A 25,708-nucleotide genomic window follows, 5' to 3' on the forward strand; every position below is an offset into this window, starting at 1 on the left:
GCTGTTCTTTTTTTGGCGATCGGCGAATCCGCCGCTTCTATCGGCCGACGTTTTCATAGATTGTAATAGCGAGCTGGAAGAAAGCTGCGCTGAAGGAGGGATTCTATGAAAACGGCATCGTACGGCTATTCGATCATCGCCTGCACAAAGCGGTCCGAATATATGCATAATCTGTTTGATAATTTCAGCAGACAGAAATGGCACCGTAAAGAGTTGATCATCATTTTGAATAAAAATGATATGAACATAAACCGCTATCGAAAAATGGCGAGAGGGTACAAGAACGTTTCCGTGTACCGCATACCGGAAAAATATTCGCTGGGGGTTTGCTTGAACTACGGGGTCCGGAAGGCGAAATACGGCATCATCGCCAAGTTTGACGACGACGACTATTATGCGCCGCATTACCTGAGGGATTGCACGAGGGCGTTTCAGCGGTCGAAGGCCGGCATTGTCGGCAAACGCGCTCATTTCATGTATTTGGAGGGGATGCAAACGCTGCTCCTGCGCAATCGGGCTGCGCAAAACCGGTATGTCAGGGCGGTAGCGGGGGCTACCCTTACGTTTAAGAAGAAGCTGTTCGAAAGGTTTCAGTTCCGTAATCTTTCGCTGGGGGAAGATGTGCAATTTTGCAAGGACGCCAGGGCGAACGGAGTAAGCATCTATGCCATGAACAATTACAACTTCGCCGCCGTTCGCCGGAAGCGATCGCGAAATCATACATGGAAAGTGACGTACCGCAGCTTGCTCGGCAGAAAAGGAACGAGTATCGCATACCGGGGAAGCAAGTTCAAATCGTTCGTCAGCCGGTAGGGGGGACGGAGCATCCCGTCAATACGAATGAAGCGGTTCTTCCCACCAGCCGAACGACACGTTGGCTTCGCCCGAATCGTTGCCGGAGCCCTTCAAGGTGAGAACGACCGCTTTGTCCGGTCCGAGAATCCAATGACCGTATTTTTCGGCGGCTACGGTACTGTTCGAAGGGACGAGTCTGGTCGTGGCGCGCTTCCCGTCCATCTGCGGTCCTGCGGTGGACTCGCTGACGATTTGACCGCGGGGCAGCGGCTGCGGAAGGACCGCCAGGTTGGCCGGCGTCACGTGCGCCGAAAGCTGACCGCTCCCCGGCACGTTCAGGCAGAACCAGATGTGGGCGGTCATGACGGCGTCCGACAAGTTCGAGACGGTGAAGATGTCCAGAAACAGATTAGTCCCGGAGTGTGCGGGATTGACTAGGGCTGCCCATGCGAATTTCCCTCCGCCGAGCGGCACCATGCCGGTTTCTCCCAAAAAATATTTGCCTTGGAGAGACTTGCTTAGGGGGTTTGTCATATCGATGACATGCTGCGGTCCGAACAAATGCAAAGGAACATCTACCTCCGTTCAGGTGGTGTTATTCCAATCGTATGTGGGAATGCCCGGATTTATTGATGTTTTCTTGCAAGCGTCATAACCGTCAGCTCCGGGCGGCACAAAAAACGAGCGGGATAAATGGTCACGCCGATCCCGCGGTTCGTATAGACTTGAAGCTTGCCGTCACCCAGTATATAATGGCCGGCAACGTATTTATGCCCGTTCGGCGGCGTTCGGACCGCTCCGAAGAACGGCAACCGGACCTGCCCCCCGTGGCTGTGTCCGGATAATTGCAGGTCGACCGAATAGCCGAGCGCTTTATCGGCGAAATCGGGAGCATGGGACAGCAGGAGGACGAAATCTTCCTTTCCGGGTTTCGTCTTGGCCTTCAGAAGGGCGGAATCGAGATCGGGCTTTCCTTCGTTCATGTCCGTAACTCCTGCCATCCACAGCTTCGAGCCGTCCTTCTCGACCGGAGCCGATTCGTTCATCATCACGTGAAAGCCGCCCTGAATCAGCAGCTTTTGCACGTTGCGAAAGCCCGCATAGTAATCGTGGTTACCGAGAACCGCCCATTTTCCGAGCTTGGCTTCAATCCGGGAGAGCGCTTGAATCGTTCGCGGGCCGTCTCCGCCGACGGCAAAGTCGAACAAATCGCCCGTAAAACAAACGAGGTCAGGGGCTAACGCGTTTATGCGGGTTACGAGATTATCGAGTTTCACCGGATCGAAATGATAGCCCAGATGCACGTCGCTGAACTGCACGATCCGCAGTCCGTCGAAAGCGGCAGGCAGGCGGGGCAGCGTCAACGCCACTTGCTTCACTTCGAGCCAGGAGGGCTCCAGATAGCGGGAATACGCGAATGCGGCAGAAGGAGCCGCGATCGTTCCTGCGAGGATCATCGCGCCTTTTTTGAGGAAGGAGCGTCTGTTCATGCGTACGGTTGTCGGATCCATAATTGCCACCTCCAGCGTAGAATTGATGCGATAGCCTATCATTATACCACTTTGGACTATCGAGAGAAAACAAAACGCTAGCAGGCGCTGCGTCGGCGCGAAAAACCCCCTGAGCGTCAGGGGGTTTTACTTTATTTATCAGCAAGTATATCGTGGAAGTCGCTCTAAATCTCGGTAAACGCGCTGTCCCTAAAAGGACGGCGAAGCCGTTTATCCTTGTCCGCTTCGCGGACATTAGTTGACTTCAAAAAATTTAATCAGTTCGTCAAGCAGCAGGTTAGCCGCCTTATAACCGCCTGCCAAATTCCAGACAACCTGGTCGACTTGAATGACCTTGTTGTTTTTGGCAACGTTCAAGTTTTTGAAGAGCGGATCGCCCAGCCATTCCTTGGCGACCTTCGCGCCGTCCGTTGTGCTCGGGGTATCGTTTGTGAAGTAGAACATGACGTCCCCGTCCATATCCGGAATGCGTTCCTTAGTCAATTTTTCGACGAATTGATCTTTATCCTGGGAAGCGGGACGGGCGACGCCAAGCTGGTTCAACAGGACGCCGGCGAATGTCTGCTTCTGGTAGATGCGGATGTCGGCTGCCGTAAAACGAACGATGGACACTTTCGTCGCCGCTTGCGTACCGAGCTTCGCTTTTACATCGGCAACGCGTTTGTCGTAAGCAGCCAAAGCTTTTTCGCCTTCGGCTTTTTTGTTGACCGCTGCGGTATACAGGGCAAAATTGATTTTCCAGTCGCCCGCGAGATCGGCTGCGAATACGGTTGGCGCGATTTTTTTCAATTGCTCGTAAATTTTCTCGTGACGAACTTTGTTCCCGATAATCAGGTCGGGCTTCAAGCTCGCGATCAACTCGATATTCGGCTGCGTTTCCTCGCCAAGCGGGGTTACGCTTTGCATATCGGCTTTAATGTGATCGTACCACGGATCGCCAACCCAGGAATTAACGGCTCCTACGGGCTTAATACCGACGGCAAGAAGGGCTTCCGTGCCTTCGTTGGTCAGAATGACGACGCGCTGCGGCGTTCCCTTTAAGGTTTCTTCGCCCATTGCGTGCTTGATCGTACGGGTCTCGTCGGGTTTGGCCGACGGGCTCGCCGACGCGCTTGGCGCTGCGTTTGCTTTCGGCGACGAGGATGCCGCATTGTTCGTCTCCCCCGATTTGCTTCCACATCCGGCTGCCGTTAAAATAATAGCGATCATGACCAAAAACATACCTGATAATTTCAAACGATGAAACGTTCGCACGGTTTTTCTCTCCTCTGGAACGGTGTTTTGCAGCTGTGCGCACAACTGCTAACGATAATCATTATCAAAGACTATTAAAAGATATAATTTGGTAAATGTCAACCGTTTGATGAAAATGATTCTCAACATCATTGACAACAAAGCTTTTGTCGCCCTAAAATGGGGATAATGTTCATGTTCGTGAACGGTATGTTCAAGCTACTCGGAGAGGGCTGCATCGTATAGTAAGCATTGCGGTTTGACTGTATGGAGAGGGGAATTTCAATGGCTGGCTTGTTTTACAGCCGTAAAGCCAAGCTGTTCGGCTTGGCCGCGGGCGTTCTTTTATTAATCGGCGGCATGCTTTCAAGCGTGTTGTTCGGACTTAAGCAGTTTCCTATACATATGCTTTGGGAGGCATACGCGCATTTCGACGGATCGAACGAACATATTATCCTGACCAATACGCGCGTTCCGCGTGCTTTAATCGGAGCGGTCGTAGGAGCGAGTCTGGCGATTGCCGGCGCCATTATGCAGGTGCTTACCAAGAATCCGCTCGCTTCGCCGTCCGTATTCGGCATTAACGCCGGCGCCGTTCTGTTTCTCGTCATAAGCTTCTCGATATTCGGTTCGCAGCTGGTCATGAGTCAAATGGTATGGGTCGCATTCGCAGGGGCAGGGGTTACTGCGGTGTTCGTCTTTGCGTTAGGCTCGGCGGGAAGAGACGGCTTTACCCCGATTAAGCTGACGCTGGCAGGGGCAGCCGTAGCGGCATTCGCATCCTCCGTCACGTCAGGCATCATGCTGGTGGACAACCGTTCCCTCGATCAAGCGCTGTTTTGGCTAATCGGCTCCGTGTCGGGAAGGGAGCTGTCGCATTTGACCTCCGTGCTGCCCTATGTGGCGATCGGATGGGTAATGGCGATGCTGCTCGCCAATTCCTTCAATTTGATGGCGCTCGGCGACGAGGTCGCCAAGGGCTTGGGACAGCGGACTGTGCTGGTCAAAGTGCTGTCGGTGGTCATTGTCGTGCTTTTGGCCGGCGGTTCCGTCGCGGTAGCCGGACCGATCGCCTTCATCGGGGTAATCATTCCGCATTTATGCCGCTATCTGGTGGGCAACGATCACCGCTGGCTGCTGCCTTATTGCGCGGTAATGGGAGCGCTTCTGCTTGTCGGGGCGGATATCGCGTCGCGATTCATCCTCATGCCCAAGGAAGTGCCTGTCGGTGTAGCGACCGCGCTGCTCGGCGTCCCGTTCCTGATTTCGGTTGCAAGAAGGAGAAACTATGCTTAAACAAGATTCGGCTACTTTTGATTTATCGGCATTGGCGGCTCGCAAATGGCGGCGTGGCCTGTTTATCGTGCTGCTGCTAACCGTTATCATGGTCCTTTTTTCGGTCGTCAGCTTATCCATGGGGAGTATGCGAATCCCGATCGGGAACGTAATCGGCGTACTGCTCGGCAAATCCGACCCGACCAACAGTCTCGTTATTTTGCAACTGCGGCTTCCCCGCATCGTGGCCGCCATTTTAATCGGTGCTGCTCTGGCCGTCTCAGGTGCCGTGCTGCAGGGCATGATCCGGAATCCGCTCGCGGCTCCGGACTTGATCGGCGTTACGGGCGGAGCCTCCGTTGCCGCTGTTGCTTTCATAACGTTATCTGCAGGCAAATTGAGCATTCACTGGCTGCCGTTAGTCGCGATAGCAGGGGCCTTCCTTACGGCGGGCATGAATTACCTGCTAGCCTGGAAAAATGGCGTCTCTCCGTTTAGGCTGGTGCTGATCGGGATCGGCATCGCGACGGCTATGGGGGCGCTCACGACATTTCTGCTCATAAGCGGGCCGGCTTATTTAGCCTCGCAGGTGCTCAACTGGATGACAGGGAGTATTTACGGCACGGCATGGAAACATGTGGGGGCGCTAACACCCTGGATCGCGATTTTTATCCCGCTTTCCTGCTTCTATGCGAAGGAGCTAAACGTACAGGCGTTAGGCGAGAGCCTGGCAATCGGATTGGGCAGCCAAATTCAGAGAACGCGTTTGATGCTTCTGTTTATTAGCGTGGCGCTGGCGGGAGCGGCGGTTGGCATCGCGGGAACCATTTCGTTCATCGGCCTTCTCGCTCCGCATATGGCGCGCCGGCTAGTAGGGCCTTCGCACGGCATCCTGCTGCCGGTGTCCGCGTTGCTCGGGGCGCTTGTCCTGCTAGCGGCGGACTTGGCCGGCCGTATGCTGTTCCAGCCGCTGGACGTGCCGGCAGGGGTATTTACCGCCGGAATCGGCGCGCCGTTCTTCCTGTACTTGCTGTTCAAACGGCGTGCGAACTAATAAGACGATGCGATGGACGAGTAATTCGGCTTGCGAATTTCGGGTAACCGGAATTTATCCGACTTTCTCGTTCGCCGCTTCGTCTTTTTTCTTTAGGATTTTATGTAAATGATGAAGGAAGGCTCATCTTGCTTGATTCGTGTTTCTAGAGGTTGATGATTGCGAATATCCGAATGATTTCGCGGTAAATGCAAAGATTGATAGATATTCAGGGTAATAACAAGCATATATGATGTGAAACGATGATATGGACGAATAAAAACCGAACATTCATCCCTTGACTGACGAACCTGTCATGCGCTAAGATCGTAAGGTAACGAATCGCATAATCGTTTTCCACTGTTCGTATATCCTCAAAGATAAGGTTTTGGGGGTTTCTACAAGGAGCTGTAAAATCCTGGCTACGAACGGGCTGCTAACCCGCACCCGTCGTGACAGGATTTTTTGCATGCGCAAAAAAGCCGGACGACCTTCGCCGATGCGGCGGGAAGCGGACTTTTACAAGATGCTGCTTGACTAACGGGAGGAAGGACGAACATGGACAACAAATACGATCTGATTGTAGTAGGAGCAGGACCCGCAGGCATCTTCGCCTGTTATGAAATGACATTGAGAGATCCGGGAGCGCGCGTGCTGCTGCTGGACAAAGGGCATGACATTTACCGGAGAAGCTGTCCCATCCTGGAAGAAAAAATCAAGCTGTGCCCGCCGCCAGCAGGCAAGAAGGACTTTGCCGGTTGTTTGCCGGCTTGTTCGATCACAAGCGGCTTCGGCGGCGCAGGCGCATATAGCGACGGCAAATTCAATATTACGACCGAGTTTGGCGGCTGGATGACCGACTACCTCACCCCCTCCAAAGTTCTGGAGCTGATCCAATATGTCGATTCGATCAACCTGAAGCACGGAGCGACGGAATCGATTACCGATCCGACGACGGATGCGATCAAAAGCATCGAGCAGCGCGGCTATGCCGCAGGTCTAAAGCTGCTGCGCGCGGAGGTCCGCCATCTAGGAACGGAGCAAAACCTGGAGATTTTAAAGTCGATTTACGAATACTTGAACAGCAGAGTCGAAATGATGTTCAAAACGGAAGTCGAAGACATCGTTACGGCGAAGGAGAGCGGCGGATATCGCGTAACAGGCGTTGTACTCAAAGACGGCAGAACGTTCGTAAGCGATTGCGTCATGATCGCACCGGGACGCGACGGCTCCTCCTGGCTGACCGGCGTCCTCAAGAAACGACGCCTTCCCATGTACAACAATCAAGTCGACGTGGGCGTCAGAGTGGAAACGAGCGACGTAGTCATGCGCGAAATCAACGAGCACTTGTACGAGGGCAAGTTTATATATAACACATCGGTCGGCACGCGGGTGCGCACCTTTTGCAGCAATCCGTCCGGACACGTCGTCGTAGAAAATCACAGCGGCGTCATGGCGGCGAACGGTCACTCCTATAAAGATCCTGCGCTCGGATCGTCCAATACGAACTTCGCACTTCTCGTTTCGCACAAATTTACCGAGCCGTTCGACAAGCCAAACGAATATGCGCGGGAAATATGCAGGCGTGCGAACGATTTTTCCAGCGGAGGCGTAATCGTTCAGAAGTACGGCGATATTATGCGGGGGAGACGTTCGACGGCCGAGCGGATTCGCGAGGGTTTTCTGGAGCCGACGCTGAAAGAGGCTATACCCGGTGATCTCGGGCTGGTGCTGCCTTACAACACGATGAAGAGCCTTGTCGAAATGGTCGAGGCATTAGATAAGGTAACGCCGGGTATCGCCTCGGAGCACACGTTGTTTTACGGCGTGGAGGCGAAATTTTATTCCGCCCGGCCGAAGCTGAACGAGCGGTTCGAAACCGAGATCGCCGGCTTGTTTTGCGGCGGCGATGGCGCCGGCATGACGCGCGGACTCGCACAGGCCGGAGCATGCGGCGTTTGGATCGCCCGCTGCGTTAGCGAGCGGCTTTCCGAGAGGATTGCGGCAAGCGCAGCCGGCAAATAAGGAAGCGGAGAGGCTGTCTCGAAAGCCATGTTAGTGGCGGCGGGACGGCCTCTTTTTGCGAGATTTGGTATGACGTGTCATGCATTGGTATACACAAGCTGACTTCGTACACTGAAATTTCTAGCAAACTCCACAAATTGACATCCAATCACCCCCCCAAAAAAATTGACATCAAACAAACTAAACACCCCTCCTAAACAACCCCGCCACTAAAAGAGAATGCAGGTTCATTGATAGTGAACCAAAGTTCACTATCAATGAACCTATATTCACTATTTCAGCTCTAAAATGTAGCCACCACCGAAATAGTGAAGAAAGCTTCACTAATAGTGAACCTCCCGGTCAAATAGTCCCGTTTGCTTCACTATCCGCTCAAATAAGGAGAGTTCGAGCTAAAATAGTGAAGTTTGGTTCACAATTAGTGAACTCAGGTTCACTCAGGTTCACTCAGGCTCACTCGGGCCCATCACAGTCCCTCTCGCAGCGCAAAACAAAAGGCTATTGCAAAGGTGTAGAAAACCTTTTGCAATAGCCCTAACGACTATCTTATTTCGCGTTAACCTGCAGCTTTTGTCCGTTCGATTGCGAAATGACCTCGTTCTTGTTATCGATGACCCGGATATCAAGATCGAGTGTTCCCGCTTTGGCAGTCAGCTCGGCCGGAAGCTCCGCGAATAGTTCCGTTTCGCTGACATAAGTCGTCGGCTGCGGCTTGCCGCCGACATAGACGACGCTGCCGTGTGAGAAGTTTTTGCCCGAGACGGTAATCTTGGTTTTGCCTCCTCCGGCTGTTACCACGTCCGGCGTCAACCGGTCGATCGACATCGGGCCGTTGCCCAGGGTGAAGTTCGGATTGACAATTTTGTCCTTGAAATCTTTGTAGCCGTGACGTTCGCCAAAAATGATGTCGTATTGCAGATATTCGTATTGTTTCATGTCCTCTACCGAAATATTCATTTTTTCATAGTAGTTTTTCGGAGGAATGACCGGCGATTTTTTCCAAAGGTTATGCAGGAAATCCGTATAATACGTTCCCGGCAGCTTTGCGAGATCCAGCACGTAAGGGCTGATAAAAGACGGGCTCATGTCGAGCGTATCTTTTTTCTCGGGCAAGTAGTTGTTCCAGACAAGCACCGGCGTGCGGTGCATTTTGTTGAGGAAATCGGGATCGTCCTCGCCGCTGATCAGCTTGGTTTCGCGGTACACTTTGTAATCGTCGCCAAGCGACGGCAGATGGTCGCCGAAGAAAACAAGGATCGTCGGCTCGCTTATGCTGCTGTAGTATTCCACCATCGATTGCAGCATTTTATCGACGTCGATCAGCCCTTGCGCGTACGTTTCCAGGAAGCCGATCGATTCGGCGGACACGTCGGCCTTCACGTCGATTGTATTTTTCTTGAACTTCCCGGGATAGTAGTGAAAGTGATTTTCCATCGTATTTGCAAAAATAAAGTCGGGCCCCGAGCTTTTTTTGCTCTCGTTGATGATCATGTTCGCGACTTCGCTGTCGGCGATATAAGGACCTTCGTAAACCGGATTGAAAAATTCGATGCTCTGGTATTTGCCGAAGCCGAAATTTTTGTATACTTTGTTGGCGTTAAAATACCAGTTATGGAACGGGCTGATCGCCGTAGACGTATAGCCCTGTCTCCCCAAAATGCTTGCAAGCGAATCGACTTCATGGTCGATGTACTGGTTATACGCGATCGAGCCTTGCGGCAGGAAACGCATCGAGTTGCCGGTCAGCACCTCGAATTCGACGTTGGCCGTTCCGCCCCCGAACTGAGGCGACAAGATCGTGCCGCTGGACGTCTTCTTCTGCAGCGCATGAAAGAAGGGAAGCGGGTCTCGGCTAAAGGTTACGCCGGGCAGCTGCGTCGCATCGAAGAACGATTCGCTCAGCACGACGATCACGTTCGGTTTGACGCCGTTTTCGGCATTGGCAATGGCCGGTTTGGACGCCTGATTGAGAATCTCGTCGATCTTCGCGCTGTCATACTCGCTCATTTGCTTCACGAACAAATATTCCAAATTCATATAAGTAGATAGCGCAAAGCCGTTCGTCTTCATATTGTCCGTCTGATTCCAAGGCATATTGCCTATTCCGAAGAGCGACCGTTTCACATCGACGGGTTTGTCCACGTAGATTACCGCGAGCAAAGCGACTGCGGCAACCGCAAGGGCGGCGCGTTCTTTCCAGAATGCTTTCGCGCGCAGCTTCGGCAGCGTGCGAAGAATGAGATAACTGACGACCAGATAAGCGATAATGGCGCCGATGACGTTCACGTTCAGTATGTTTTTCACATATTGCGCCATATCGGAAGTTTCGCTTGTGAGCACGAAATCCCAAGGCAGCAGGGGCACGCCCAAAATCTTTTGCTTCGTGCCACTTATCAAGCCAAGAACGAGGAGCGGAACGGATACGATCCAATAGGCCCATTTCACTCTCCCGATCAGAGCGAGACATGCCATGATTAAGCCGAACGTGAGAAGCCCGTTAAACAGCAGCTGCCCGATATGGCTGAAGCACCAGCTGAACGTATCCCCCAGATTTCCCCGGCTCAGCCATTCCATCAAAAATACTAGCCAAATGGACAAAATAAAAACGGCATACCTGTGTTTGCCGTAACGGCCGAGCGACCGCAAAAAGTTTCCCATTGTCCTATCTCCCATTATCTCCAGTATGGTTGGGTGTTTTATAGAACCCCTTTTTTATTAATAGAACGTTAACGCCGCATTAACGGATTGTAAACGATCTAGGCCATTATATCACGCCGGACGTTCGCTCAAAAGAAGCAATTATAAGTAGAAACGCTTAAATATTTCTTAATTCTAGTTGAAATTCGTCCGAAAAAGGTTGGATGATTTTGTGCCGTACCGGGAAGTCTGCTGCGTGGATGAAAATAATGCTATGAAAACACAAGAAAAAGTAATGATGCTCCCCTATGAATGAAATCGTCGTCAGCCTAAAATGAGAACAACAAAGAAACCCGCGTTACGATGCGATGCATCCGCTGCCGGCGGGACCCAGACTTGATAAACATCATATAGAGACAAAGGGGGAATACGATGCAGCAGCATGCGACTGAGCTAAACCGGACGGTACCGGCCAAAAAGGCATCAAGACGCCTTTTGACCGACATCCGCAAAGATTGGGATCTATACCTGGCATTGGTGCCGGGCATTCTTTTCTTGCTTCTTTTCAAGTACACACCGATGTACGGCATCGTGATTGCATTTAAGGATTTCAATATTTTCGATGGTATGGCCGCAAGCCCTTGGGTAGGCATGGATAACTTTAAACGGTTGTTCACGACGCCGGACTTCGCGATGGTTTTCAAAAATACGCTGATTATTTCCTTATATAAAATCGTGTTTTTGTTTCCGCTTCCGATCGTTATCGCCATTCTAATGAACGAACTGAAAAATATGATCTTCAAACGGACGATCCAAACGATCATCTACTTGCCTCACTTCTTGTCTTGGGTTATCGTCAGCGGCTTGTTCCTCGACCTGTTGTCCGTCAACGGCGGGCTTATCAACCGGATGATCGTGGCGCTCGGCGGCGAGCCGATCGCGTTCTTCTTGAACAATGAAGTGTTCCGTTCCGTACTGATTACTTCGGCGGGCTGGAAGGAAGTAGGCTGGAGCGCCATCGTTTACTTGGCGGGACTCAGCGGTATCGATCCTCAGCTGTACGAAGCGGCCAAGATGGACGGCGCGAATAAATGGAAACAAATTTGGCACATCACGCTTCCCGGACTTTTGCCGATCATTACGCTTATGTTCATTTTGCGGCTCGGCCATATTTTGGAAGCAGGCTCCGATCAAATTCTCGTCATGTACAACCCGACCGTTTATAAGGTGTCCGACGTCATCGGCACTTACGTATACCGAATCGGTCTCGGCGAGCAGGATTACAGCTTCTCGACGGCAGTCGGCTTGTTCGAATCGGTTATCGCCTTCGTGCTGATCATCGGCGGCAACTACTTGTGCCGGAGATTTCTTAACCGGAGTATCTGGTAAGAAGAAGCCCATATTATTTGAGATGATCTTAGATGCCGAGCCGGACGGCTTGACGCTTACGAAAGAAGCGTTTCCGCGAAACGCTGCAGCAGCGTTATAACGAACGCTAGAGGAGGAACATGCATGAAAGAGGCTTCATTGGAATCGACCTCTGCCGTTGGCGGAAGCCCGATAAAAGCCAGCGCCGGAGAAAAAATATTTTACGCAGCAAACTATTTGTTCTTCATTCTCATAGGTTTCACCATGCTCTTCCCGTTCTTGAACTTGATCGCCAAATCCATGAGCAGCGAGGAAGCGGTCATTTCGGGCAAGGTAACGCTTCTCCCGGTGGATATTCAGTTCGGCACGTATCAGTACGTGCTGAAGGACGCGATGTTCCTGAACGCGTTCAAGATTTCGATCATCATTACGGTATTAGGCTCCTTGCTTGCTCTCATTATGACGGCAATCGCCGCCTATCCGCTGTCCAAACCGCGTTTGCGCGGTAGGACGTTCTTCATTCTGATGTACATTTTCACCATGCTTTTCAGCGGGGGACTCATTCCGACATACCTGCTTATGCAGAACCTGCATCTGGTCAACAAGCTGCCGGTCCTGTTCCTGCCCGGCATGATCAGCGTGTTCAACCTTCTTATCATTAAGAGCTATTTCGAGACGCTGCCCGACAGTTTGGAGGAATCGGCCAAGCTTGACGGGGCCAGCAACCTGCAAATTTTGTTCCGGATTACGCTACCCTTATCCTTGCCGGTATTCGCGACGATTACGCTGTTCTACGCTGTAGGTTTCTGGAACGACTATTTCTTGTCCATGATCTACATCAACTCGGCGGATTTGAAGCCGCTTCAGCTTTATTTGAAGGAACTGATCGTGCATGCGAACAATGCCTTTAACATGGTTGACGGAAAAATCAATGTAGATTCCGCTATGAACGCTACACCTCAAGCTATCCAATCGGCGGCAATCTTGCTTGCCACCATTCCGATCCTGATCGTGTACCCGTTCCTGCAAAAGTATTTCGTTAAAGGCGTTCTGGTTGGATCGGTCAAAGAGTAGAGCGGTGCAAAAAGTTTTGAGAGGGGTGATGCCCGCAAAACGCGAGGGTATTCACGAATATACATGAAGAAATGAACAGATGTACAAATGATGCACATAACCAGGGGAGGTTCATCTATGCTTAAGAAATCATTGGTTACCGTCGTTTCTACCGCTCTGCTTGCTACTGCAGCCGTCGGTTGCGGATCGGGAGACGATAAGAAAACGGGCACGTCAGCTTCGCCATCCGCCGCTCCGGCGAGCGCTTCACCTTCGAACGGTCCTAAGCCGCAATTGAAACAACTGATGCAGTTCGACCGTTATGATCCCAACAAGGATCCGGTCGCGACGTTCCTGAAAGAGAAAACGGGCTATGATGTCGTTTACGAGCAATTGCCTGCAGAGAACGGCGACGAGAAGCTGAACCTGCTGATGGCTAACAAAGAGCCTTACGATATCATGAAGCTCAGCTCGGCGCAATTCGCCAAACTGGTAAGCTCCGGCGCTTTGGAGCCGCTTGACGATCTGCTTAACAAATACGGCAAAAACCTGAAAGCCTCCATCAGCCAAGAGTCTTGGGACGCGGTAAAAGTTGACGGCAAAATTTACGCGATTCCGGAAACGGGCTCCGGCGTAACCGTCTCGCAATCGCTTGTCGTACGTCAAGACTGGATGGATGAGCTGGGCCTGAAAATCCCGACTACGGCCGACGAACTGTACAATGTTTTGAAAACGATTAAAGACAAGAAGAAAATCATTCCGCTCACAGGCGGTAAAGCGCCGGTTCTTCCGGATATCGCATCGACTTTCGGCGTCACGACGACTTGGAAAGACAGCGGAGGCAAGCTGATTCATGCCGTTGAAGATCCGGGTATGAAAGACTACTTAACGTTCATGCTTAAGCTGTACAAAGAGGGCTTGATCGATACCGAATGGCCGGTCAATACCGCCGACAAAGCGATGCAAAAAATGACGAGCGGCCAAGCGGCTATGTTCAGCCTTTCCTGGTGGATCGCGCCGAACCTCGTGAATCCGTTCAAGAAGAACTTTCCGAACGTCGCTTTGACGACGATTCCGAACCTGAAAAATAAAGAGGGCAAAGCCCAGGTTCTCGGAACGGGCACAGCCGTCGGCTGGTTCATCTCGGTTCCGAAATTCGCGAAAAATAAAGAAGAAGCGATCAAGTATATGGATATGAAATTGCAGCCTGATATCTTCAAAGAGCTTGCAATCGGTAAAGAAGGCGTTCACCATACGTTCAAAGACGGCAAATACTTCCCGATTCTTCCGATCTTCAACGACGAGCGGAACAACGGCAGCGCATACCTGACGGGCGTCGACGAGAAAAACTATCCGACTTACTGGCAAGCGCGCTCCCGTAAAGACGAGAACGTTGCGGCATACTTCGACAAGTTCCAAGAAAATGCGAAGGGCATCATCGTACTCGATCCGCTGGCAAAAGCGCCACAGCTCGAAGGCATTTCCAAGAACGTTCAAAAGCTGAACAAGCTGCAAGAAGATACGTTCACCAAATTCATTACCGGCGCAGAACCAATCGAAAACTACGATAAGTTCCTGCAACAATGGAAATCGAGCGGCGGCGACGAAATGATCAAAGCAGCTAACGATTGGTACAAAACCGCAGCCAAGAAATAATTCATTGTTTATAGAGCATCCTATCCTCAAGGCAGCCGAAGAGCTTGCCTTGAGGTTTTTTCTTTTCCGGCGCTATCCGAACCTCTCCCTTGTGAAAATTTTGTCCGAATTTTGATCAAAAAATGAATTTTATATGAACAAAATTACGAAAATGTGATATACTCTTGGTAAGGAAAGCACTTTCAAGCGAAGCAGGAGTGATTGCGATGACGACAAGAACGGCAACTTTGGCCAAGGGAAGCGGAAACGAGCGGAATGTAAGCAAATTGGTGGCGATGATGACGGCGACGGCATGGGCGTTGCTTGGGATCGGTTTGCTGCTTAGCTTGTTCAATTTGCAGGATTTCAGCGATCGTAACACGTCCTTGATGGTCGGGGTCGGGTTCATGGTCGGCAGCGTTCACATTTATGTCATCCGCACGGCGATTCACCTCGTTCACTCGAGAGCTCAGGCGGAAGACGCCAAGGAATAACTTCCCTATACAAGCCAAACCCCTTCGGGAACCGCTCCCGAAGGGGTTTTTTTGGTGATTGTGTCTGTAGCGTGAAAATTATTTTACGGAAAAATGACGAAACCTTGACGTATTTGTTAAGTACCGCGACCATTCCATCGCAATCTGTTATGGTGGAGCTATAGAGTGATCCGGCCGGTTACAGCGGTCGGGACGATCATAGCTTTCGGAGAGCATGGGAGAGGATCAACATGAGAAAACCGGTAAAGATCAGCCGTATTTCAGTTACGCTGCTGTTCATCCTGATGGCTGCGCTTCTGAGCGGCTGCGGACAAGAAATGATGGTGTTCGATCCGAAAGGACCGATCGCGCAGGACCAGAGGGATCTGATCGTAATCTCGTCCATACTGTGCGCTGTCGTATTGGTGCCTGTACTGGCGATGACAGCCGTCATCGTATGGCGTTACCGAGATAAGAAAGGCAACAAATCGGCGTACAAACCGAATTGGTCGCACAGCACCAAAATGGAAGCGATCTGGTGGGGGATTCCTATCGTAATCATTCTCGTACTGGCTTCCATAACGATTAAATACACCTACGCGCTGGACCCTGCCAAGCCCATTGAATCGGAGCAGAAGCCGCTCGTCGTTCAAGCGACATCGCTTGATTGGAAATGGCTGTTTACTTACCCCGAGCAAGGCATAGGGACGGTTAACTATCTGCAAATCCCGAAAGGTATCCCGATCAAATTCGAGCTGACTTCGGACGCGCCGATGAATTCGTTCTGGATTCCGCAGCTTGGCGGTCAAATGTATACGATGTCCGGCATGGCCATGACCTTGTATTTGCAGGCCGACGAGGTCGGGAAATATTTCGGAACGGGCGCCAACTTTAGCGGAGAGCATTTTAACGACATGAAATTCGATGTTCACGCCACTTCGCAGGAAGATTTCGATAAATGGGTTGCGGATACCAAAAAGTCCGGCTCCCCGTTAACGATGGATGGTTATGAAACGCTTGCGAAGCCGGGCAGGACCGGGGAGCAGTTCTTCTCCGCGATTCCGGACGATATCTTCCATAAGATTGTCAACAAATACTCAGTGGACGGACAATCCGCCCACGGCTCGCACGGCGCCGCCGCTACGGAGCCGAAAGCGAAGGAAAAAGAAAAAGAACAAACGAACCATGGCTCGCAACATGCCGGGCACTAAAGGGACTTTGAAACATCCTCTAAATACCAAATTAGAAAAGAGGCCCACTCATGCTGGAATCCATTAAACAATTCGCATCGGAGTTTTTCGTCACCGGCGATCCTCTTATTCTCGGGGCGCAAGTAAGCATCGGGCTTGCATCGGTGGCCATCGTCTTCGTGCTGACCTTCTTCAAGAAGTGGGGCTGGCTTTGGCGGGAATGGCTGACGACCGTGGATCACAAACGGATCGGCATCATGTATATTATTTGTTCGATCCTGATGCTGTTCCGCGGCGGCGTCGACGCGCTGCTCATGCGGCTGCAGCTGGCGATGCCGGGCGTAGAATTTCTGCAAGCCGATCACTATAACGCCATATTCACTACGCACGGCGTCATCATGATCTTGTTCATGGCGATGCCTCTCATGTTCGGTCTATTCAATATCGTCGTTCCGCTGCAGCTCGGCGCGCGCGACGTCGCTTATCCGTTTCTGAACTCGCTTAGCTTCTGGATGTTCTTCTTCGGAGCCATGCTGTTCAACGTTTCGTTCGTAATCGGCGGTTCGCCGGATGCCGGATGGCTTGCATATCCGCCGTTGTCGGAGCTGTCGCATAGTCCCGGTGTCGGACAGAACTTTTATATTTGGGGCATCCAAATATCGGGTATCGGGAGCTTGGCGACCGGTATCAACTTTATCGTAACGATTCTCAAAATGCGCGCGCCAGGCATGAAGCTGATGAAAATGCCGATGTTTTCCTGGTCCGTGCTGTCAAGCTGTATCATGATCATCTTCGCCTTTCCGATTTTGACCGTAACCTTGTTCTTGCTGTTCCTCGACCGTTTTGCAGGAGCGCATTTCTTCACGCTTGACGGCGGCGGGAATCCGATGATGTATATCAACCTCATATGGATGTGGGGTCACCCTGAGGTCTATATCGTCGTCGTGCCGGCATTCGGTATCTTCTCCGAAGTAGTCGCAACCTTCTCGAGGAAGAAGCTGTTCGGCTATGCCTCGATGGTGTTCGCGATGATCGGGATCAGCATTCTTTCGTTCTTTACTTGGGCTCACCATTTCTTCACGATGGGCTCGGGCGCGGATGTCAGTGCATTCTTCGCCGTCACAACGATGCTGATTGCAATACCGACCGGGGTCAAGGTGTTCAACTGGCTGTTCACGATGTTCCGCGGCCGAATCCGGTTTACAACGCCGATGATGTGGGCGATCGCATTCATCCCGTGCTTCGTTATCGGCGGGATGACGGGCGTACTATTGTCGGTAGCGCCGGCAGACTTCCAGTTCCATAACAGCTACTTCCTGATTGCGCATTTCCACCAAGTGCTGATCGGCGGCGTAGTATTCGGCTACTTTGCAGGTCTTTATTACTGGTGGCCTAAAATGTTCGGCTTCAAGCTGAACGAGCATCTCGGCAAATGGGCGTTCTGGTTCTGGAACATCGGTTTCTACGTGTGCTTTATGCCGCAGTATTTCCTTGGACTCGACGGCATGACGCGCCGTACGTACACGTACGATTTTGACATGGGCTGGGGACCGCTTAACCTCGTTTCGACGATCGGCGGCTTCTTGATGGGCGTTGCGTTCATCTTCCAAGTATGGCAAATTGCATACAGCATCAAGGTACATGAGAAAGATAAAACAGGCGACGCCTGGGACGGCCGCACGCTGGAATGGTCGATTCCTTCGCCGGCGCCATTGTATAACTTTGCGGTTTCGCCTGTCGTATCCGAAACCGACGACTGGTGGGAACGGAAGCAAAGAGGCGAGAAGCCGCTCGCACCGATACCGGATGCCGCGCTTGCGCCGATTCATATGCCGAAAAACTCGGCGATTCCGTTCATCAAATCCGCATTATGGTTTTTCGCCGGCTTCGGCTTCGTATGGGGCTGGATGTGGCTGGCGATTCCGTCGCTAGTCGGCATCGCGATCTGTATGCTGGCGCGTTCGTTCTCGTACGATACCGACTATTACATTCCGGTCGACGAGGTTAAGCGTACGGAGCAACTGGCAAGGGGGGCGAAGGTCTAATGGCACAAGCAGCAGCGAATCACGGACACGGCGCTCACGACCACGATCATCACGATCAGGAGTCGATGAAGACGTTCGGATTTTGGATATTTCTGATTACAGACGTTATTTTATTCGGAACCTTGTTCGCCACTTATATCGTCCTGAGGGGCAATACGAACGGCGGACCGACGCCGGAAGAGCTTTTTCAGATGCCGGGCATTATCGCGGAAACGTTCATCCTGCTTACGAGCAGCTTCACGAGCGGGATCGCCGTACTCGCGATGCATCGCGGCAACAAGCAGCAGCTGATCGGCTGGCTTGCGATTACGGCGCTCCTCGGAGCGGCATTCATTACACTCGAAGTAACGGAATTCGTTCATATGGTAAACGAGGGCGCGACGATATCCACCAGTGCTTTCCTGTCCGCTTTCTTCGTACTGGTCGGCACCCACGGCTTGCACGTTTCGCTCGGCTTGATTTGGATGGTCGGGCTGATGATTCAGCTTCGCAAGCACGGCATTACGGCCGTCACCAAGCGCAAAGTGGAAAACGTCAGCTTGTACTGGCACTTTCTCGACGTCGTCTGGATTTTCGTCCTCACGGTCGTTTACTTGATGGGGGTGATGTAAGATGGACAAAACGCACGGGTCGGCTTCGCACGAGCAGCACGGTTCTCACGGCTCGCTGAAATCTTATACCATCGGGTTCGTACTTTCGATCATCCTGACGATCATTCCGATTGTCATCGTCATGAACAGCATGCTAAGCAAAACCGCAACGCTTGTCGTTATTCTCGTGATGGCGGTGCTGCAATTCGCGATTCAGCTCATCTTCTTCATGCACTTGAGAGAAGGCGAGAATGCACGCTGGAACATGATGGCGCTGCTGTTCGGCTTGATCATTTTGCTGACAATCGTGGCCGGATCGATTTGGATTATGACTTACAATACGGTGGCGCATTGAGAGATCCAATTTTCACTAAATGATAAAGAGAAGGCTCAAGGAGAAATCCTTGGAGCCTTTTTTTCTTGCTGCGGAACAAGAAGCGGACAGATCGCAGGATGTCACTTTGGAAATGAACGGCAGAGCCGCTGTTTGACCTGCAACTTTCGGAGTCATCGGATTGTGCCATAGACCAGATAATGTTCACTTTTGCGGATTCCGGGGAAAGGTGCATAAGAAGGGAAGATGGTTATATCGCCCTGCCTTAAGAGCTGATTATGATGAACAAGCAAGAATGAAAAACGGCTTGTGAATAAGTCAATAGAAGGGATTGAACAAAACATTGAGGAGCGTGGAAGAGGATGTGGAATCAAGAAGGCAACTTAACAACCGTTTCCCATCTATAAGATGCTCAGGTGTAAGAAGGATAGAAGGGATAGAGGGAGGAATAGAGGCGATTGTCTAAGCAAACGATTTATTACTATTCAAGCACGCATTGGGACCGGGAGTGGTATGAATCCTTTCAGGGCTTTCGGTTTCGGCTTGTAGAAATGATGAGCGAAATGATAGAAGTCCTTGAGAAGCGTACGGAGTTTCAAACGTTTCATCTGGACGGGCAAACGATCGTGCTGGAGGATTTCATCGAGATCGCACCCGAGAAAAGGGAGCGTCTTGCCCGGCTGATACAAGAAGGACGGCTAGTGATCGGTCCATGGTATGTCATGCCCGATGAGTTTCTTGTTTCGGGTGAAAGCTTGATCCGCAATTTGCTCATAGGGCGCCGCATTTCCAAGGAGTGGGGGACCGAGCCGTGGAAATACGGATATGTTTGCGATATTTTCGGGCATATTGCTCAGATGCCGCAAATTTTTAACGGTTTTGACATTCCATATGCTGTGCTAGGCAGAGGTCTTAACGAGCAGGACGTCCCTGCGCATTTCCGCTGGAGCTCACCGGACGGAAGCGAATGCTTGACGTTCAAGCTGCAGGATCATAGCTCCTATGGAGCGTTTCTAGTCATACTACTGAATGCGGAAAAGCAGCTTTTATCCCCTGAGGATACGAAACAGGCGATTCAAAAAGCGATCGATCTCGAAATGGCCCGCAGCCCGATCCCCGTCATCCTGCTTATGGACTGCCAGGATCATGCGCGGATTCGTCCGAATACGGGCGAATACCTGGAGATGATTCGCGAGCTATACCCGGACGCGGAAATCAAGCATACGAATTTGGAGCAAATGGGCAGACAGCTCGAAAGCTTCAGAGATCGGATGCCGTTGCGGCAAGGGGAACTAAACGAGCCCGGGAAAAATCCGGGCACGAATTACTTGATTACGCATACGTTATCCAGCCGATATCCGCTGAAACAAGCAAATGACGACTGCCAGGTTTTATTGGAGAAGTGGGCGGAGCCCTTTGCAGCCTTGTCCGAGTTTCATGGTCACTCCATACCGCAAACGTATATTCAGCTAGCCTATAAATATTTAATTTCCAACCATCCCCATGACTCGATTTGCGGCTGTTCGATCGACCAAGTACATCAAGATATGAAGTATCGGTTCGACCAGGCTAAGGAGATCGCAAGTCTGGTTACAGGAAGCTTCCTCGGCAAGGAAATGAAAAGGCTCGAAACACAAGAAAGCGACGGTACAAGAGCGCTTTCCTTATGGAATCCGCTGTTTTTTCCACGGAGGTGCGTCGTTACGTTGGATATTGATTTCGATCCCGGCTATTCGGCACAGTTCCAAGAACCTTTTGGTTATGAACCGAAAAACAGCTTTAAAATTTACGACTATCAAGGGAATGAGATTCCTTATGGATTATGTCAAATCAAGAGAAATTATAACGTAAAAGATCATGAGAAAGCGGCAAAAACCGTTGACCGTCATACCGTTTCATTGGAAGTCGAGCTTCCCGCCATGGGGAACACCGTTTACAAGGTAGTGCCTTCTTTAGAGCCGTCACGCTATCTGGAGCGCATATCTTGTCAAGACAGGGAAGCGGAGAACGAATATGTGAAGCTAACGGTTAACGATAACGGAACGATCACGGTTACGGATAAACAAAGCGGCAGAATTTATGATAATCTTCTGAGCTATTTGGACAATGGGGAAATAGGGGACGGCTGGTACCATGCCAGCCCTATTCAGGATCGGATCGTCAGCAGCAGAGGTGCCGCCTGCACGATCGAAACGATCGAGAACGGGCCCGTCCGTGCCGTGTTTCAAATTACGCATGAATTCAACGTTCCCAAAAGCATGGACCACCTGGCGCATGGTATCCGACGTTCGGATGAGCGGGTTAAGCTGGTCATCCGCTCCCGGGTCGGGCTATCGCATGGGGCGAAATACGTCGATGTGGAAACGGCCATCGAAAATCAAGCGCGGGATCATCGACTGCGTCTTGTCATTCCGACCGGGATAGAATCTGAATCTTATTTTGTCAATCAGCAGTTTGCATTTGTCGAACGAAAGACAGGACTTCGAACGGAAACGCAGAGCTGGAAGGAATGCGACGTACCGGAGAAGCAGATGAACGGCATTGTTGGCAAGAGAAGCGCTGAAGGGACGGGGCTGGCGTTCCTATCTGCCTCCGGTCTTCACGAGTGTGCGGCACCGGACGATCGGAACGGATCTCTTCATATCACCCTATATCGTTCGTTTCAGAAAACCTACTTGACCAATGGCGAAGAGGGCGGGCAGCTTATCGGACCGTTACGCTTCAAATATGCTCTCGCTGTCATGGATGCTTCAACCTCCTATGCCGATCTGAACAGGCTCCAGGAGCATTTGCAGACCGATGTGTACAGCTCTTCTGTCAAGGTTAATGAAACGTTCATACCTGCGGAGCCTATCAGTTATTTCCGGTTGTCGGAATCGGACATTTGTCTCAGTATCTTAAAACGCCCGGAAGACGGCAAGGCAGGAGAACTGATCGTGCGTTGCTATAATTTGTCCGAACATCCGTCCTCCGCCCGGTTTACCTGCTTTAAAAGGATCGAGAAGGTGACGGAAACGAATTTGTATGAGGAGTCCGTTAAAGAGATTGCCCATGATCCGGATGGCTTTGATATTCATCTTGGGAAATGGAAGATTCAAACCTTCCGTTTACAGCTTGAGAAGTAGACGCATTTTTTCGAAAAAAAGGGGAGGGACTTCGGATGGCACGCAGAGTAACCATAAGCACGTTCAATTTCCATTATTGTCCGGTTGATCCGGACGGAGAATGGGAGCCAATGATCCGGCAGATCAGTCACTATCTGGAGCATAAAATCAATCAGGCGCTGCCGGACGAGCCGGATTTAATCGTTTTGCCCGAATGCTGCGATATGCCCTCCGGGTTATCGAGCGAGAGGCTTCGCGAATACTACTTGCAGCGCGGCGACCGCATCCTGAACCTATTAGCCGGCATTGCACAGAAGCATCATTGTTACATTGCCTATCCCTCGATCCGAACTATGGATGACGGTTCCTGGCGGAATTCCGTACGGCTTATTGACCGCAGCAGCGAAGTGGTCGGGACTTACCATAAGAATCATCCAGTGATTATTGAAATGGAAGCGGACAAGGTGCTGTGCGGGAAGGAAGCCCCGATTATGGAGTGCGACTTCGGGCGTGTCGCTTGCGCCATCTGCTTTGACCTCAACTTCAATCCTTTAAGATTGAACTATGTGAAACAGCAGCCGGATCTGATCCTGTTTCCTTCCATGTTTCACGGCAGTTTTATGCAGCAATACTGGGCCTATTCGTGTCGAGCGCATTTGGTTGGAGCGATTGCCGGAGGCTTGCCGAGCTCGATCGTATCTCCTGTGGGGGAGATTGTCGCTTCGACTTCCAGTTATTATGACTTTATCAGCGCAAGCGTGAATCTGGATTGTGTCGTTGTTCACCTGGATCAGAACCGGCAGCGTCTGGACGCTATCAAACAAAAGTATGGCAAAAAAGTAAAGATTAGCGATCCCGGATATTTGGGCTCTGTCCTCCTGTCGAGTGAGACAGATGCTTTTTCCTCTGAGGATCTCGTCTCGGAATTTGGACTGGAGCGTCTGGATGATTACTTGGCAAGGTCCTTGGCGTATCATCAAAATAGTCATTTTATCGAAGCCTAAACGCAAAACAGCCTGTTGAGATTCCCTCAACAGGCTGTTTTTCACTAGACGGACTCGAACTCATGCTCAGACTCGTCAACGCCGGATCTTCTATACTGTCCGGGCGGCATGCCGGTAATTCGCTTAAACATTCTAATGAAGGAACTAACGTTCTGATAGCCCACCTGAAAGGAAATTTGCTGAATGCTGCTATTGCTGTCCATTAACATTTCTTTGGCCTTGGAAATACGGATCTCGTTCAAATATTCGCTGAAGGAATAGCCGAAGTTTTCTTTGAAATAGCTGGATAAATAACCGCTGGAAAGATTCAGCCGATCTGCCAAGACGTCGAGTGAAATATCGTCTCCATAATGTTTGTTTACGTAAGCGGTGACGAAAGTGACAACGGGGTCATTCGATTCCCGCTTTTGGCGAATGAAGGACGTGGCCTCTGCCAGGAACTGTTCAAAAAAGCTTTCATATTGCGCTAAGGTATGACAATATTTAATTTGCTCGTAAGGCGAATTCTCATGGAGGATTAAGCTGATATCTTGTTTGTTGACAATGAGCGCTTTAATGACCCGTTCAATAACCTGGTTGGCAAAAAGATGATACTGATGCGCATCGGCCGATTTTTTCTGAAAGTGAGACAATGTCCGTTGTATGATCTGCATTAAGTTAGCCTCATTGCCATGCTGCAAGTTCTCCCAAAACTCGGTTTCTTGCAGATGGTTTTGCAAGGCAACATCTATATTCTTGACGTTGCTCTCTACAATTTGGGTTTCCTCATTCAATTTCCTCGCTTGAATCATGCCTAGCGACTCGTTATAAACGGAATCCAATTCCGCAAACGACGTCAATTCCGGATGAATAGCAATCGTTAATAGGTAATACTCCTTGTCTCTGTCGATCACTTGCTTGAGCGCATTTAATTTGTCTAGCACGTGCGCATAATCTTTTTCGAAAATGACGGTGCAGAGCAGATCCTTCTCCATATTCATGGAAACGGAACCGGGAAAGTGCTCCGATGTATACGTACTTGCGAAAGTCTGAACTACCTTCGCTATTTTGCTGCGTTCCAAAGAATCAAACTCCGCCATAAAGCGTTGCGTATAGCGGATATGAAATAAACTGAGATGGAAGGGTTCGGACGTGTCGATTAAATCTCGTATTTCGCCCAAATTCGTCTCGATATTTTTCATTTTTTTCAAGTAGCCATACTGCTTTAGAAGTACGTTCTTTTTATTCAAATCCAGACGAACGTCGCGGTTTGTCTTCAGGATGCCTTGGATTTTCTCATTAATCACTTTAAATTCATGAATCGTTGTCGGAATCGGCATGCCGCCGTTCTGCTCTTTGATGGCTTCGATAATTCTCTGAAAAGGATGGTTGAACCGGGCGCTTAGAAACACGGATATGGCGAGGCTCGCAATAACCGAGAAAACCAGAAGAGCCCCGAGAATCAGGCTCAGCTGATTGATTTTCATCGCGACGGTTTGATTGGGAATCGAATTGATGTAAGTTAGTCCGGTCTTGTCCGATTTTTTGTAGAAGTAATAGACATCGTCTTTTTTTAAATACCCCTCTTTGTTCTCGGTTGGAAGGAAAGTCATCGGTTGACGGCCTTCATCGGAATCATAGACGAGCTGACCTTCGGAGCCGAGGATTTGAAACTTGCCGTTCGCGATGTAAGTAAAATTGTTGAAAAGTTTGTTCGCATCGAGGAAGGCGACAAAATAAACTTCCTTGTCAAGGACATTATGAAAAACAACCGGTATGGAAAGTATGGGCGGAACGAAGTTCTTCACGTAAGAGTATTTGGCAAACTTGGACGCGGGCAGAATTTCCAGATGTCCGGACCCTTCAAACTGACGCTCCCAGAAGCTTTGCGGGTAGTCGCTGCTGACATAGAAGGTAGAAAACATTTTATCGAAATCAATAATTCCATCTTTGTCCAAAACAATGGATGCGGATTTGAACACGAGGAGGATGTTATCCAAATACAGCAGTTCGTTGGAAACCAGTGTGGCCAGTTCGTTATTCACCTGCTGAATCACTTCAAAATTGACATGATCATTTTTGCTCGTCTTAAGGAGGTTGATTCGAGCGTCGAAATATAAAGTGGTAAGGTTCTTGTTGATCAGGGCGATTTGTTTCTCATAGTTGTCTACGGTTTTATTCAAGGTAAGGCTATTATTATGAATAATCTCTTCATTAATACTGTTCTTGAAAAATAGAAAAGATAAGAAGTTGAAAGAGAGGAGCACTAGGATAATAATGAAGAAGCTTATCAGAAGCTTAGAAAATAACGTGTTCTTGTTTCCGAGTCTTGGCATCCGCATTTCGTTACAACCCCCTAGATCATGCACCTGCTGCAATTTGCCGTAGGCCATAAAATATACATTTCTTCGGTTCCCGGACTAT

19 protein-coding genes and 1 riboswitch are annotated in these 25,708 nt (G+C 50.5%); of the genes, 14 read left to right on the forward strand and 5 right to left on the reverse strand.

The annotated features are described in order from the left end of the window. The first annotated feature begins 105 nt into the window (after nucleotides 1-105). Complete coding sequence (locus ACKGJP_RS14680; protein ID WP_409346366.1) at nucleotides 106-813, forward strand: glycosyltransferase; 708 nt, start codon at nucleotides 106-108, stop codon at nucleotides 811-813. An 18-nt stretch (nucleotides 814-831) separates the two neighbouring features. Here the strand turns inward: ACKGJP_RS14680 and ACKGJP_RS14685 are convergent, their stop codons facing one another. The 3 genes from ACKGJP_RS14685 to ACKGJP_RS14695 all read right to left on the reverse strand — a co-directional run bounded on the left by ACKGJP_RS14685 (nucleotide 832) and on the right by ACKGJP_RS14695 (nucleotide 3,527). Beyond that, nucleotides 832-1,362, reverse strand: coding sequence for a DUF6143 family protein (locus ACKGJP_RS14685; RefSeq protein ID WP_409346367.1), 531 nt, complete (start codon nucleotides 1,360-1,362; stop codon nucleotides 832-834). Between the two features lie 59 nt (nucleotides 1,363-1,421). After that, entirely contained in the window at nucleotides 1,422-2,306 is an 885-nt protein-coding gene (locus ACKGJP_RS14690) for a metallophosphoesterase (protein WP_409346368.1), read from the reverse strand. Between the two features lie 234 nt (nucleotides 2,307-2,540). Next, entirely contained in the window at nucleotides 2,541-3,527 is a 987-nt protein-coding gene (locus tag ACKGJP_RS14695; protein ID WP_409347166.1) for an ABC transporter substrate-binding protein, read from the reverse strand. A 297-nt stretch (nucleotides 3,528-3,824) separates the two neighbouring features. Between ACKGJP_RS14695 and ACKGJP_RS14700 the strand changes: the two genes are divergently transcribed. From ACKGJP_RS14700 to ACKGJP_RS14710, 3 genes are all read left to right on the forward strand, one after another. Next, on the forward strand, nucleotides 3,825-4,835 hold the full coding sequence (locus ACKGJP_RS14700; RefSeq protein WP_409346369.1) for a FecCD family ABC transporter permease: 1,011 nt from the start codon (nucleotides 3,825-3,827) through the stop codon (nucleotides 4,833-4,835). After that, nucleotides 4,828-5,868, forward strand: coding sequence for a FecCD family ABC transporter permease (locus ACKGJP_RS14705; protein ID WP_409346370.1), 1,041 nt, complete (start codon nucleotides 4,828-4,830; stop codon nucleotides 5,866-5,868). Before ACKGJP_RS14700 ends, ACKGJP_RS14705 begins: the two co-directional genes overlap by 8 nt. A 323-nt stretch (nucleotides 5,869-6,191) precedes the next feature. Beyond that, nucleotides 6,192-6,292: riboswitch (purine riboswitch) on the forward strand. 113 nt (nucleotides 6,293-6,405) lie between these two features. Further along, nucleotides 6,406-7,872, forward strand: coding sequence for an NAD(P)/FAD-dependent oxidoreductase (locus tag ACKGJP_RS14710; RefSeq protein WP_409346371.1), 1,467 nt, complete (start codon nucleotides 6,406-6,408; stop codon nucleotides 7,870-7,872). A 546-nt stretch (nucleotides 7,873-8,418) separates the two neighbouring features. On the opposite strand, the gene ACKGJP_RS14715 is transcribed toward ACKGJP_RS14710, so the two are convergent. Further along, nucleotides 8,419-10,530: a sulfatase-like hydrolase/transferase gene (locus ACKGJP_RS14715; RefSeq protein WP_409346372.1), complete on the reverse strand. Its 2,112-nt coding sequence runs from the start codon at nucleotides 10,528-10,530 to the stop codon at nucleotides 8,419-8,421. Nucleotides 10,531-10,941: 411 nt separating this feature from the next. Between ACKGJP_RS14715 and ACKGJP_RS14720 the strand changes: the two genes are divergently transcribed. The 10 genes from ACKGJP_RS14720 to ACKGJP_RS14765 all read left to right on the forward strand — a co-directional run bounded on the left by ACKGJP_RS14720 (nucleotide 10,942) and on the right by ACKGJP_RS14765 (nucleotide 23,305). Beyond that, entirely contained in the window at nucleotides 10,942-11,898 is a 957-nt protein-coding gene (locus tag ACKGJP_RS14720) for an ABC transporter permease (protein WP_409346373.1), read from the forward strand. 123 nt (nucleotides 11,899-12,021) lie between these two features. Beyond that, on the forward strand, nucleotides 12,022-12,951 hold the full coding sequence (locus tag ACKGJP_RS14725) for a carbohydrate ABC transporter permease (protein ID WP_409346374.1): 930 nt from the start codon (nucleotides 12,022-12,024) through the stop codon (nucleotides 12,949-12,951). Nucleotides 12,952-13,068: 117 nt separating this feature from the next. Next, nucleotides 13,069-14,586 (forward strand): extracellular solute-binding protein, encoded by a 1,518-nt coding sequence (locus ACKGJP_RS14730; protein WP_409346375.1) that lies wholly within the window; start codon nucleotides 13,069-13,071, stop codon nucleotides 14,584-14,586. Nucleotides 14,587-14,792: 206 nt separating this feature from the next. Further along, on the forward strand, nucleotides 14,793-15,059 hold the full coding sequence (locus ACKGJP_RS14735; protein ID WP_409346376.1) for a hypothetical protein: 267 nt from the start codon (nucleotides 14,793-14,795) through the stop codon (nucleotides 15,057-15,059). 230 nt (nucleotides 15,060-15,289) lie between these two features. Next, complete coding sequence (gene cyoA / locus ACKGJP_RS14740) at nucleotides 15,290-16,249, forward strand: ubiquinol oxidase subunit II (RefSeq protein ID WP_409346377.1); 960 nt, start codon at nucleotides 15,290-15,292, stop codon at nucleotides 16,247-16,249. A 50-nt stretch (nucleotides 16,250-16,299) separates the two neighbouring features. Next, complete coding sequence (locus ACKGJP_RS14745) at nucleotides 16,300-18,273, forward strand: cbb3-type cytochrome c oxidase subunit I (RefSeq protein ID WP_409346378.1); 1,974 nt, start codon at nucleotides 16,300-16,302, stop codon at nucleotides 18,271-18,273. Then, the gene (cyoC, locus tag ACKGJP_RS14750; RefSeq protein ID WP_409346379.1) at nucleotides 18,273-18,884 is read left to right on the forward strand and encodes a cytochrome o ubiquinol oxidase subunit III; all 612 of its coding nucleotides are present in this window, start codon (nucleotides 18,273-18,275) and stop codon (nucleotides 18,882-18,884) included. The genes ACKGJP_RS14745 and cyoC overlap by 1 nt, the downstream gene beginning before the upstream one ends. Before the next feature lies 1 nt (nucleotide 18,885). After that, the gene (gene cyoD / locus ACKGJP_RS14755) at nucleotides 18,886-19,218 is read left to right on the forward strand and encodes a cytochrome o ubiquinol oxidase subunit IV (protein ID WP_409346380.1); all 333 of its coding nucleotides are present in this window, start codon (nucleotides 18,886-18,888) and stop codon (nucleotides 19,216-19,218) included. 437 nt (nucleotides 19,219-19,655) lie between these two features. Next, nucleotides 19,656-22,322, forward strand: coding sequence for an alpha-mannosidase (locus ACKGJP_RS14760; protein WP_409346381.1), 2,667 nt, complete (start codon nucleotides 19,656-19,658; stop codon nucleotides 22,320-22,322). Between the two features lie 35 nt (nucleotides 22,323-22,357). Then, complete coding sequence (locus ACKGJP_RS14765; protein ID WP_409346382.1) at nucleotides 22,358-23,305, forward strand: carbon-nitrogen hydrolase family protein; 948 nt, start codon at nucleotides 22,358-22,360, stop codon at nucleotides 23,303-23,305. 44 nt (nucleotides 23,306-23,349) lie between these two features. Here the strand turns inward: ACKGJP_RS14765 and ACKGJP_RS14770 are convergent, their stop codons facing one another. Beyond that, nucleotides 23,350-25,626: a helix-turn-helix domain-containing protein gene (locus ACKGJP_RS14770; protein ID WP_409346383.1), complete on the reverse strand. Its 2,277-nt coding sequence runs from the start codon at nucleotides 25,624-25,626 to the stop codon at nucleotides 23,350-23,352. Nucleotides 25,627-25,708 lie beyond the last annotated feature (82 nt).

Source organism: Paenibacillus litoralis, from assembly GCF_046244365.1.
In the GTDB taxonomy this organism is placed as follows: domain Bacteria; phylum Bacillota; class Bacilli; order Paenibacillales; family NBRC-103111; genus Paenibacillus_V.